Source organism: Ornithinibacillus jepli (genome assembly GCF_047228935.1).
Lineage (GTDB): Bacteria > Bacillota > Bacilli > Bacillales > Amphibacillaceae > Ornithinibacillus.
On the sequence record NZ_JBFEGG010000002.1, the window covers coordinates 476,332 to 488,570 of the forward strand.

Consider the following 12,239-nt stretch of genomic DNA (forward strand, 5'->3'; position numbering starts at 1 on the left):
GTGTTCATATTAAATGGTTAGAAGAATATTCCGCGTAATTTATTGAACCAATATCGGTTTTATTAATTTTTCTCTAAAATTAATAACCAATTTTTCGAAAAGACAATATGAAAAACTAGGACACAAATGTCGGTGTCCTAGTTTTTCGGTTGATGCATTTTTACAGCTTCTATTAAGCCAATAGACTATTTTATATCAAAAGGAATAGATAAAGTCACCTAGATTATCGGGGCGATGTTCGTTAATTCTTACTTCGATAATTGGCCCAGTTGCAATAGTAACAACTTTATCTTCCATTTCAAAAACGATAGTCGTTAGAATTTCATCTGGTTCATCTTTATACCCATAGCCACTTACTCTCTTAATCGTTTTTTTCCCTAATGAGTATTGAGAACTGACAATTGAATGCTGATAAGGAGACATATCTCACTCTGATCGATACTTTAGTGGTTCAGGTGTATCCTGTTCAAGTATTATTAAATGATCATTGCTTTGTTCATCCTCAAACCAACTTATTCGCCAATACCAGAAATTTAATGTGGATGGGTCTATTATCTTAAGAACTAGATCAGTGGGATGAAGAACCATCTCCTTGCTTTCTTGAGATACATGGAGCTGATTGGCGTATATATCCCCTAATATACATCCTTGCACCTGTTTGAAATTAACCCATTTATTTTTCACCGTATTCCCACCTTTATTCCAAAGTAACTTGTGGTATAACAAATCTTACCCTTCCACAGATCACGACTATTCTCTATTACTAACAGGTACCTCCAAGTCGGTTTCGTCTAAGAATCTGATAAATCCGAGGTCGATTTCGACATCCGTATAATACCCATGACCATTAAACGACCTGTCTAGAGTGGGCTCTACACCATCTTGATAAGAAGGTAGCCAGCCAAATTGCATATACTGTTCCGGAAAGAAAGAGTTAAGGAACTTATCCGATTGGGAGGATTTATCCATTTGATTAAATGCATTCATTACCGAAACCCATTCATCTGGTAGCTTCATAGCCCCATAGGACTCGTCCAGTGATATACTTGTTCCCAATTGGAGTTCAGGATAATACGTATCTCTCTGGTCGTCTCCTCCATAATTCGTTATATGATAGTTTCGATCACGTAGAAGGTAATAGTCCATTCTAGTCATCTTATCCTCCGGGTGAATATTCCACACAACGTAATACGTCGAAGGATCACCCGGATCAATTTTCCAGACCCTCGGTTTACCCCGCGAAGAAATCATAGCAACTCGCCATTTATGTTTATCCCAAACCCAATAGCTTAACCCATAATCACCCTTATCGGAGGATATAAATGGCACCAATACATGTCTTTCATCCAACACAAGTGTATCTTGAATCTCACGTGCTGAGCTTTGATAATCAACTCTATTAAGCTCACTTATTAACTCCTCATTCGTCGGAAAGGAAGTAGGACTTGCTAGATAAAACCAATAAATTAATCCAATGACCAGCACGAAAGCTATACCGACACTAATTCTGACCCGTAATTTTTTCTTATTCATCTTCAATCCACCCCCTCGATGATGGATGCATGGAAGCGAAAATAAAGCTGATTTTCGGCTGTGGTAATTAATATACCTTTTCCATCATTTTCAACAAATATTACGGGATGAATAGCACTGCCCCACGCTGCAGAAGTTCCAACTAACTGATATGGAAAACGCTCATCGCTTTCATTGATCTCACTACTATTCAAATAGGTATCCTGGTACCATTTTTCACTGTCTATTCTTTCCTGTGTCATCGTTTGTAGTTGCTTCTCTAAATTCTCTTTATCCAATACTCCGTCCTCTACAGCTGACGGGTGAATCGGAACAAGGGATGAATTTTCTATTCTAGACATATACGTTACGGCCTCATCTTTCGGATACACGGCATGATGAATAGGTATAGCAAGAAGTGTTGACACGAGAAAGATAAAATTCGCCCAAAATCCTAACCATGCAAAACGGCGATAGGCTTGCCAGTTTCGATTCGTCCATTTAAAGAAAATATATAATGCCCAGACACCCAAAGGTAAGATAGATATTTTCACTAGCACAGTAGCTATTTGCCAGTTAATAGAAAACGAGAAAAGACCAATTATAATGATGACAGCTATCTTCCATATCTTTGGTTTGTCTGTTTGTTTCTGGTATATTCGGTATGCTAAATATGCAATAACACACCAAACTAAACAACTAGATAATATAATGATGATATTATCTGGTAAGTTAAACGCTATCTCCATCTCAATCCCCCTAAATCATATCCCCTTCCATAAAGGGAACTTACAATACCGTATAAATTAAGGCGTCGTTATCGATGATGCAGCTGCACTACTTTCATCATCCTTCACACAATCAATAGCAACGACAATCGCAATCATAATCGTCTCCATTGTTTCATCTAGCACCTGGACCTTGTAGCTATCGCCCCATGTGAACCATTCCTTTTTCACTTGCCCTACGACCTCACCATGCCGCACTACTTGAAAATCCATATCCCACCAATTTCCTCGAATTTCAATACCTGCTGCATCAATCGTATAGCGAGCTTTGAAGAAGGACAGCTCCTTCTTAATCGTTAACACTTCTTGCCCATCCACCTCAACAAAAAACTTCGGTAAAAAGCTAAACACCTTCTTCGTAACACGTCCAACTTCTTCACTTGCAGTATTCCTTATAGAGAACGTCTTAGGAACCTTCATGAAGCTGCCCTCCACGAAATATGCGTCGTTCTCCGCCTGATCCTTCACCGTAAATTTCTCACCTATACTGAATACTTTTTGCTTAATATAAAATTGTTTCATCATTGTAAACCTCCTGTATTTAACTTCCAGAAAATGTTTCTTCTTACATGGTAACATAATATTCTAATACTATTATTTACAAGTGGACATACGTTGATGGAGTTTCTAAGAAAATGATAATTTAAAAATTCTAACATAATGATTCAGTTTAATTGAGAATTATTATCAATTATAGTATAGTAGATAATAACGATCCATATAATGGAGTGAGGAGAATAATCATGCAAATATATTGGACAAAAATAAATAAGATAATCGATGAAACGCCTGAGGTTAAAACGTTCCTAATAGACCGTCCGGAAGACTTTACATGGGTAGAGGGCTCCCACACCCACTTCGCACTGGAAGGCTTCAATGCCGGAGATAAACCAAACCGTAGTCTGATTCGCCATATGTCCATCTCTACCTTACCGCATGAAAATACAATCGGCATCACTACACGAATCAAAGAACAATGCTCAGAGTTTAAGACGATTTTAAAAAATATTGAAATTGGAACTAAAGTAGCCATCTTTAAAACACATTCGAATGTACCACTTCGAAGAGAAGATAAAAATATTTACCTGCTATCCTCAGGTGTTGGACTGGCAACGTTCAGACCACTTGTACTGGATTATTTAGAACGAACTGACCATGTCAATCAAATCCATTCCTTGAACATTGATTCATCAAAGGATTACTTATTCCCTACGATTTTCCAATCAGCACCGGATAAGAACTTCACATCAATGTTCACAGATAACCGTAATGACTATTATGAAGAAGTGCAAAATCTTGCTGCAGACAAGGATGGACTATTCTATATTGTTGGTAGCGACGAATTTCTAGTGGATAACATGGAAGTATTGCGTGAGCAGGGGATTAAACCTGAACAAATTATGCTCGACAAACGTGAAAAAGGACGGCATGAGCTATTAGCCTCCGTTTATCCGGGACAAGATACTATTTTGATAGATACGAAATAACGGGTGAGTGCCAGCCACCTCCCTTATTTGTTTAATAAGTAAAAAGAGCCAACTCCACATACAGGATAGGAGTTGGCTCTTCTTTTGTGTTCGTTTTGTTTTAAGAAATTAGAATCCGCGTATGCTGGATCTGGATATTTGTAGAAACCTTCTCCACGTAGCAATACCCATTTTTAAGTTCCCTTCTTTACTCATCCTCTTTTTCCACATCAATCATCAATCCTTCTACATACTTCCGACTCATTAACCGACTTTTCTTTCGATACTCTTTAGACTTAAAGATTTGATCAAAATCGTAGCCCGCTGGATAAAGTGCACTAGCTTTTATATGAAGCTTCAGCAATTTATGATTGATTGTTTTTTTCTCACCTTTGATTTGCACCACGTAATTCCCCATCTTATCCGGTCCTTTATAGACGATTCCCATCTCCCCGTTAGGCGAAATCTTCACATTATCCCCTTGGTCAAACTGAGGTATCTCCGTTTGAATCTTTTCTTTCTTCACCGTTCTTACATAGCGGTTTACGACGATTTGCTTTTGATAGCTTTGCTTAAATTCCTCATTTTCTTCATAAGTGACGGATTTTTGCTGGTCTTTATACGTAAGATGAAAAGCCCGCTCCACCAGCTTTGGATGCATTCCAAGTTTTATAGCGATTGGGAATGCTTGGCTATTCCCAGCTTCCCCTACAATTAGTCTGTATGTTGGCTGAAGTGTATGCAAATCGAACTCCATCGAACCATTGATAAAGCCTTCCTTTTTCTGTGCTAAGCTTTTCAATTCACTGTAATGGGTAGTAGCAAGTAACGTTGCCCCCTTATCCACAAGCTGCTCCATGATGACTTGCGCTAGTGCCATCCCTTCATTCGGATCGGTACCTGAGCCAAGTTCATCCAATAGAACGAGCGTGTTATCATTGGTTTCCTCCAAGACATGGATAATATTCTTTAATCTTGAACTAAAAGTACTCAAGTTTTCATCGATACTTTGGCCGTCCCCCATATCTACAAAGATTTTTCCGAATAAATGAATCGAACTTCCTTCCTCTGCTGGAATCATTAGTCCAGTCTGAGCCATCATACATAACAGACCTACCGTTTTTAGCGTAACGGTCTTCCCTCCCGTATTCGGACCAGTAATGACAAGGGCTCGAGCCAATCGGTCTAGTTGAATAGACAGTGGCACCACATTTCCTTTTAACATGGGATGGCGAGCATTTTTTAAATGGATATCGTATGTTTCATTTAAGATGGGGAGGACACCATCAATCGATAGTCCGTGCTTCGCTTTAGCAAACAACACATCATAATGAAGCATCGTGTCCATGGCGATTTTGATTTCTTGTTCCTTTTCTAAAATCATATTGGTAAGGGTGTATAAAATTTGTTGTACTTCGTTTTCCTCTGTCATCCGAAGTAGTTCTACCTCCCCTTGTATTTCGGCAACTACTCTTGGCGCAATAAACACCGTCGCTCCAGATGAGGATACATCGACGACTTGACCGTCTATTTTATTTTTGAAGGCTGCTTTTACTTGAAGTACATAAGTCCCGTTCTTTTCCACGATATGCTTTTCCTGCAAGTAGTCTGTTATTCGTTTGGATTTTGCAGCTGCCTCCGCTTTTTCCTTTGCTTCTTTTTCCCGTTGGCTAATCAGTCTTCTAACCTTCGCAAGCTCTGGAGTTGCGTAATCATCAATCTGACCATATTTTAAACAACGGGTTAATTCATCCTCGATTTGTTGAAGATCTTCAATCGATCCTACGTAAGTGGAAATAGTTGGCGCAACATGTTCCTTATCCCGCATAAAACGCTTTAATTTTCTACAATGATCCAAAAAGGTTTGAATGTTTACTAACTGCTCTGCTCTTAAAGCAAGCCCCTTATGCCCTTGCTCCAAATAAATATCCACATCATCAAGGGAATGAATCGGCACACTGGCACTTATCTTCAAGACTTCGATTGCTTCTTTTATTTCCTCCTGCATTCTTTCCAATTGCTTTTTATGTTGAATCGGATGGCTTTCACTAATGTGTTGCTTCCCTTTTGTTGTTAACGCAAATCGTGAAACTTCTTCTAAAATCCGCTTATATTCAAGCTTTTCGATTGTATTATGATTCAATGCCTTTTCCTCTCTTTCAAATAAAAATAAAAAACCGCCTCAAGCCTATGCTTAAGACGGTTGCAAGAATCCCTTCACTAGTGTGATTTGTATAGATGTCCCAATAACGAAACATCTACATAAGAGAACCTTACCATCAACGGGTATTCCCCTGATGGTAAGCTGGACCAATTCTGGTGTTAGCGTCGTTTTCTTCCTGTTCTGAAGTGGTAAACGGACGGTTTCACCGCAATTAAAAAAGCTATGGCAAAAACAGCCATAGCTTAAAGTCCATACCTTTAACTTATCCGCTTAGTAGCCTGTTCTTAATTCACCTTGAAAAGGACAACACAAATAGACTAGCCAAATCGCTAGTTTTTTGAACCTTTTCAAGCTATCCAATTATGGATTAATTAAGAACCTGCACACTCATAAAACAATCTCCTTTTTTTAGTGAAGGGTTGTATTCTGTTACCTATTATACCACAGGTATAGGGGCGGTTCTAGTGGTCAGATTATAGAAATAGTAAAACTACTTTGGGATTGAAATTTTTTGAGCTTGTTGTTGGTATTGAACTGGTTTACGTCTGGAGGTTTGGCTGGGGGTTGCTGGGGTTGGGGCGATGTGACACGGGTTTGGGCTGATGTTGACTCGCGTTGGGCTAATGTCCCTCGGGTTCGGGCTGATGTTGACTCTGATTGGGGCGATGTGACCTCAGTTCGGGCTGATGTTACTCGGGTTGGGGCGATGTGACCTCGGTTCGGGCTGGTGTTAACTCGGGTTGGGACGATGTGACCTCAGTTTGGGCTGATGTTACTCGGGGTGGGGCGATGCGACCCCAGTTTGGGCTGATGTTAACTCGGGGTGGGGCGATGTGACCCCAGTTTGGGCTGATGTTAACTCAGGTTGGGGCGATGTGACCCCAGTTTGGGCTGATGTTAACTCGGGGTGGGGCGATGTGACCCGAGTTTGGGCTGATGTTAACTCAGGTTGGGGCGATGTGACCCCAGTTTGGGCTGATGTTAACTCGGGTTCGGGCGATGTAACCCAAGTTTGGGCTGATGTTACTCGGGTTCGGGCGATGTAACCCAAGTTTGGGCTGATGTTACTCGGGTTGGGACGATGTGACCTCAGTTTGGGCTGATGTTGACTCAGGTTGGGGCGATGTTACCTCAGTTTAGGCTGAGGTTGACTCTGATTGAGGCGATGTGAACCCAGTTCGGGCTAATGTCCCTCGTGTTCGGGCTGATGTTGCCTCGGTTTGGGACGATGTGACCCCAGTTCGGGCTGATGTCCCTCGGGTTCGGGCTGATGTTGCCTCGGTTTGGGCTGATGTCCTCCGAGTTCGGGCTGATGTTGCCACGTTTTGGGCTGATGTCCTCCGAGTTCGGGCTGATGTGACCCCAGTTTGGGCAGATGTCCTCCGAGTTCGCGCTGATGCCCCCCGGTTTAAGCCCGATGTCCCCCCACTCCGAACAAAAAAACAGCCCTACATCCCTGTAAGACTGCCTACTATTTTTAATTATCTTGTCCAGCTTGAATCTTCCTCATATTCGCAGTTGTTCCACCATCCACTAGGATATCGGTACCGGTAATATAAGAAGCTTGGTCACTTATGAGAAAATCAACAACGGTTGCAATTTCTTTTGGTTCCCCTTCACGTTGCAGTGGGGTGTTGTCTAATAGTACTTTCATTTCTTTTTGCTGAGAAGCTTCTTGTCTTCCCATCGGGGTGTTGATTGTGCCTGGAGATAGCGATACGATACGAGCACCTTTTTGTCCCCATGCCCATGCTTGATCTTCCACAATGAGAATAACGCCTAATTTCGATAGACTGTAAGCAGCTCCTGGATTGCCTTGCGCAAATTGTTCCATCGTCTCGATAACAACATTATCCGCTAATGGATTTTTTAAGACAGTTTTATATGGACCTTCTTTCGGTGCCATATGTCCACTCATCGAAGAAATACATACCGCAACGGTTCCAGCTTCGGCTAATGGAAGGAATTCATTTAACACAATCCCTGTACCGACTAGATTTACTTGAGTAATACGCTTAGAATCGGCCATTGTTGGGGATAATCCCGCTGTATGAACAAGGCCTTTTAATGTCCCTAGCGATTTTGCCTTCTCCGCTAACTTTCTCACATTTTCAGCATCTGTAATGTCTACCGTTTGATACTCTACGTCCGTAATTCCTTTTCCAGCAAGTTCTTCTTTTGTTTGTTCGAGACGTTCTTCATTCACATCTGCTAACAGCACTGTACCTTTTTTCCCTACTAGTTCAGCAATGGCTTTGCCCATTCCACCAGAACCGCCTGTAATGACATATACGTTTGACATCGTACTTACCTCCTATTAATCTAAAATCTAGTTCTATCGTATGGTATAATGTATACGATTACAAACGACATTTTACGTGTAAATGTCCACTTGGCGAGGGGTAGCTTATGCAGTTATTAGATAATCAGGAAGGTTCGGCTAGTAACTATATCGAAGTCGCACTACTGGAGCTTTTAAGATATATGTTATCTATCATCGAGGACGAAAAGATTAAAGCGCTTTTTGAAGAGGCAATACAAATATTTGGCAGCCAAAAACAGCAGATCGCAACCTTCATTGAAGGGGAAGGGTTCCCAGTTCCAATTGGATTTACGGAATCCGATCTTAATAAAGGTGCAAAAAGATTATTCTCGGACATTTTCTGTCTACACTATTTACACATTATGACATTACATGGTTTGTTAGCGCACACCACATCACTTAGTATTTCCGTAAGAAAGGATCTAAGGGATTTCTTTGATTCGTGTGACAATAGTGGCAAAAAAATGTACCATCAAACGTTAGAATTACTATTAGAAAAAGGTCATTTCCAAAGAGACCCATACTTTTATCCTGAAAAAAATCCTGAATTTATTTCAGGTCAGCAATTTTTAGATGGATTTTTTAGTGATCAACGCCCTTTGTCCGCCATGGAAATTATTAGCCTATCTTTTAACCTGAAGAAAAAGATAATGGAAAAAACGCTCTCCATTGCATTTAGCCAAGTCGCACAATCAAAAGAGGTACGAAAATTTTTACTGTCAGCTCAAAAAACATCCGATAATCAGATTCAATCATTTGGGAAGTTATTAAAACAAGATAATTTACCAGTTCCAATGTCTTGGGAATCAGAGGTAACAACATCTCAGGATTCACCCTTTTCAGATAAGCTAATGCTGTATCATATTGGATTCTTACTTCAAACAGGGCAAGCGTACCATGGAACTGGCCTTGCATCTGCAATGCGAACGGACCTTGTTGTAACGTATGAACAAACCATCTTGAAAAACCTAATGGTTACCAAAGAATGGTTTAATCTGATGACCAAAAACAGATGGTTAGAACAACCACCACTTGCTCCAGACAGAAAGAAAATAGCAAAAGATAAATAAAGACTACATAACAATGGATACATTGTCCTTCTTTTCTAAACAACTCCATCCAAAAAAGGAAGCCTCTCAGCTTCCTTTATGTTCACCTAGTTTTTCATAGCAATCGCTTGATCTAACACCTTATCTCCTTGAATCATACCGTAAGCCATTTGGTCGATAATATCTACCTTAATGCCCTTTGGCTCTACAAAACTTCTGATTTTCTTTTCAAGGTATCGAACTTGTGGACCGATTAATATCACATCGGTGTTTTCTAAATGATTCGTTAATTGGGACTCTCCAACTGCATCTATTTCTATCTCAAGATTTCGTTCTACTGCTGCGTCTCGCATCTTTTTAACGAGCATGGATGTAGACATCCCAGCGGAACAAACTAAGATGATTTTCATTGTTTTCCTCCCTCCAATAGTTGCATTCTTTCATACATGGTGATCATTTCATTTGCTAAATCTTTTACCGTTAACGCGGTCATTAAATGATCTTGGGCATGGACTAGGATGACCGTAACCTCATTTTTCTTTCCGTTCGCCTCGTTTTGCAATAGATCGGTTTGTACATGATGTGCTTCAATAAATGCTTGTTCTGCTTCTTCTATTTTCTTTCTTGCTTCTGAAAAGTTATAATCCTTCGCATAGGAAATCGCTTCCATTGCACTTGAACGAGCATTTCCTGCATGAAGAATGATAGTAAAGGATAATGTTTGGATATCTTCCATAGATTGCATGCTCATTCCCCCCAATCCTAACTAGCGTATATATTTTCAAATTAATAGAGTTATAGTCCGTTATAGAAATAGTCTAGCATGTTATTAGACAACTCATATCATTCTATAATTAATTAGCTGAATTCCTAATTCATGTAAGTAGTTTTTGATTCGATCCGATGTCAGGATTTCATACTCTTTCATTCGTATATCCACATAGGAACTTTTCGAAATCAGATCCGGATCAATATATGCTGGATGACAGTTAATCTCCACTTTCTCATTTTCACTTAACTCCGAGACGCTTCTTAATTGTCCCTCGAGCGTTTCGTAGCTTACCTGGTCCCCGTAAAACTCTCTCATCATGAAAGTAGTTCTTTTTACAGCGTTATATGTTATATCCGTTGTCGGTTCGTTGTTCGCCATTCTAAGTGGGACGCCATATTTATCCGCTAAAGAGATGGCAATCGGTAATGCTATATCATGCTCGTGAACATTATGGTGGCTATCCAGGTGAGTAGGACGCAAGCCAGTAGCTAAAAACCTTTCTATTTGGGCAGTCCATTCCCGTTCAATATCTTCCGGTTCTGCATGATCGAAAATAACATGTTGGCTGTAAAAGCTTCCGTTATTATCCGTTAAGGATGGAACGTTCCGGGATAGTGGTGTCCCACTTGTTAGCACTAGATGGACACCAACTCCTAGTTCCGGATTCTGCTTAGCTATTTCGACCGCATGATCCACGTGAGGTGAATTACACATCATCGTTGTGGAAGTAACGATTCCATTTTTAAATGCATCTACTATTCCATACGTAACAGCACGTGTATAGCCAAAGTCATCCGCATTTACAATTAACTTCATATGATTACCTCGATTCTGTATTGGTTGTCGAACGTAGCTCTTTAAATCACACTACCTCTTTTTTGCTTGTGCTAGCATTCTTGACATTGCTTAACATGGACCTGTCTAGTATCTTTAAGAATGGTAGATAAAGCAATGCACCTACAGCTAGGTTGAAAATTTGTAAAACTGACCCCGCAATGGATCCTCCTGTAGCTAAATATCCACCGATAATCGGCGGTGTTGTCCACGGCACCATCACGACTGTTTTCGGTACAAATCCAATCGATGTTGCGAAGTATGCTATCGTTACGTTAACAAGTGGTACCAAAATAAACGGAACAAATAAGATCGGGTTCAACACAATTGGCATCCCAAAAATGATAGGCTCGTTAATATTAAATAGTGCAGCTGGTGTACTCATCTTCCCTAAACTTCTTACTTGTTTCGCCTTAACCGTTATAAATAACGCAATAAGCAGTGAAATCCCTGTACCTGTACCACCCATCGCAACAAACACATCTAGGAATGGTTTCGTTATAATGTTTGGTACATCGTGTGCAGATACACCTTGTTCAAATAACTTTGTATTCTCTAATAGTCCCGGTAAATACACCGCTTCAATAACCGGTTCTAATATGTTCGAGCCATGTAACCCAAAGAACCATAAGAATGACTTCGTAAATTCAATACCTAACACAGCAGGTAATGTACCAGCAACATTTTGGAATGGTGCTTGAATCGCCTGATAAATTAAGTCTTGAAGACTTACACCAATCACGTCCATGAATAATACCTGTAATAAACCAAAGATAAAGAGTACAATCATAGCAGGAATAAGTGATGCAAATGATCTCGTAACAGCCTCCGGAACACCATCAGGCATTTTTATCGAGAGGTTCATCTGTGTTAATTTTCTGAAAATTTCTGTTGCTAAAATGGCTACTAAAAGAGAAACAAATAGACCTGATGCAGACATCCAATGAAGTGAAATACCACTGCCGTCTTCCGTCAATGGCGATAAAATAATCAAGGAAGCAACGGATACTAACGCCGCCGCTAACGCATCGACATTGTATGCTCTTGCTAGACTATAGCTGACCCCTATTGTTACTACTAATGATATGATAGCAAATGTACCATTCCATATATAACCCCCAAGATCCTTCCAACCTTCTCCAAATACGTTAACCATGAAGTTTTGAAACGGTTCAATTGGTAGATTATTAATCAGAACAGCTAATGACCCAATAATAATTAACGGTAATATAGCAGCAAACCCATCACGTATTGCCACTAAATGTCGCTGTGACCCTATTCTCCCTGCAACTGGAAGAAACTTATCCTCGAAAACTTGGAAAACTTTCATC

Annotated in this window: 15 protein-coding genes; 4 read left to right on the top strand and 11 right to left on the bottom strand. The window is 40.2% G+C overall.

Going from position 1 to position 12,239, the window contains the following annotated elements; genetic code table 11:
- Positions 1-195 precede the first annotated feature (195 nt).
- From AB1K81_RS10425 to AB1K81_RS10445, 5 genes are all read right to left on the bottom strand, one after another.
- Entirely contained in the window at positions 196-423 is a 228-nt protein-coding gene (locus tag AB1K81_RS10425; RefSeq protein WP_412976595.1) for a hypothetical protein, read from the bottom strand.
- A 3-nt stretch (positions 424-426) separates the two neighbouring features.
- The gene (locus AB1K81_RS10430) at positions 427-684 is read right to left on the bottom strand and encodes a hypothetical protein (RefSeq protein WP_412976596.1); all 258 of its coding nucleotides are present in this window, start codon (positions 682-684) and stop codon (positions 427-429) included.
- A 66-nt stretch (positions 685-750) separates the two neighbouring features.
- A complete protein-coding gene (locus AB1K81_RS10435) occupies positions 751-1,533 on the bottom strand; it encodes a hypothetical protein (RefSeq protein WP_412976597.1) in 783 nt (260 codons plus the stop codon).
- 2 nt (positions 1,534-1,535) lie between these two features.
- Positions 1,536-2,261 carry a hypothetical protein gene (locus AB1K81_RS10440; RefSeq protein ID WP_412976598.1) on the bottom strand — a complete coding sequence of 242 codons (726 nt, stop codon included), beginning with the start codon at positions 2,259-2,261 and terminating at the stop codon, positions 1,536-1,538.
- 57 nt (positions 2,262-2,318) lie between these two features.
- Complete coding sequence (locus tag AB1K81_RS10445) at positions 2,319-2,822, bottom strand: LURP-one-related/scramblase family protein (protein WP_412976856.1); 504 nt, start codon at positions 2,820-2,822, stop codon at positions 2,319-2,321.
- A gap of 221 nt (positions 2,823-3,043) precedes the next feature.
- Between AB1K81_RS10445 and AB1K81_RS10450 the strand changes: the two genes are divergently transcribed.
- A complete protein-coding gene (locus AB1K81_RS10450; RefSeq protein WP_412976599.1) occupies positions 3,044-3,787 on the top strand; it encodes a dihydropteridine reductase in 744 nt (247 codons plus the stop codon).
- Between the two features lie 187 nt (positions 3,788-3,974).
- On the opposite strand, the gene AB1K81_RS10455 is transcribed toward AB1K81_RS10450, so the two are convergent.
- Entirely contained in the window at positions 3,975-5,909 is a 1,935-nt protein-coding gene (locus AB1K81_RS10455; protein ID WP_412976600.1) for an endonuclease MutS2, read from the bottom strand.
- 604 nt (positions 5,910-6,513) lie between these two features.
- On the opposite strand from AB1K81_RS10455, the gene AB1K81_RS10460 reads away from it, so the two are divergent.
- A complete protein-coding gene (locus tag AB1K81_RS10460) occupies positions 6,514-6,642 on the top strand; it encodes a hypothetical protein (protein ID WP_412976601.1) in 129 nt (42 codons plus the stop codon).
- Between the two features lie 121 nt (positions 6,643-6,763).
- On the top strand, positions 6,764-6,976 hold the full coding sequence (locus AB1K81_RS10465; protein WP_412976602.1) for a hypothetical protein: 213 nt from the start codon (positions 6,764-6,766) through the stop codon (positions 6,974-6,976).
- 431 nt (positions 6,977-7,407) lie between these two features.
- Here the strand turns inward: AB1K81_RS10465 and AB1K81_RS10470 are convergent, their stop codons facing one another.
- Entirely contained in the window at positions 7,408-8,232 is an 825-nt protein-coding gene (locus AB1K81_RS10470) for an SDR family oxidoreductase (RefSeq protein WP_412976603.1), read from the bottom strand.
- A 107-nt stretch (positions 8,233-8,339) separates the two neighbouring features.
- Between AB1K81_RS10470 and AB1K81_RS10475 the strand changes: the two genes are divergently transcribed.
- Entirely contained in the window at positions 8,340-9,323 is a 984-nt protein-coding gene (locus tag AB1K81_RS10475; protein WP_412976604.1) for a DUF3231 family protein, read from the top strand.
- 86 nt (positions 9,324-9,409) lie between these two features.
- On the opposite strand, the gene AB1K81_RS10480 is transcribed toward AB1K81_RS10475, so the two are convergent.
- From AB1K81_RS10480 to celB, 4 genes are all read right to left on the bottom strand, one after another.
- Positions 9,410-9,712 carry a PTS sugar transporter subunit IIB gene (locus AB1K81_RS10480; RefSeq protein WP_412976605.1) on the bottom strand — a complete coding sequence of 101 codons (303 nt, stop codon included), beginning with the start codon at positions 9,710-9,712 and terminating at the stop codon, positions 9,410-9,412.
- The gene (locus tag AB1K81_RS10485) at positions 9,709-10,047 is read right to left on the bottom strand and encodes a PTS lactose/cellobiose transporter subunit IIA (protein WP_412976606.1); all 339 of its coding nucleotides are present in this window, start codon (positions 10,045-10,047) and stop codon (positions 9,709-9,711) included. Before AB1K81_RS10485 ends, AB1K81_RS10480 begins: the two co-directional genes overlap by 4 nt.
- A gap of 93 nt (positions 10,048-10,140) precedes the next feature.
- Positions 10,141-10,890 (bottom strand): chitin disaccharide deacetylase, encoded by a 750-nt coding sequence (chbG, locus tag AB1K81_RS10490; protein ID WP_412976607.1) that lies wholly within the window; start codon positions 10,888-10,890, stop codon positions 10,141-10,143.
- Between the two features lie 46 nt (positions 10,891-10,936).
- Positions 10,937-12,238, bottom strand: coding sequence for a PTS cellobiose transporter subunit IIC (gene celB / locus AB1K81_RS10495; protein ID WP_412976608.1), 1,302 nt, complete (start codon positions 12,236-12,238; stop codon positions 10,937-10,939).
- Between the last annotated feature and the right edge of the window lies 1 nt (position 12,239).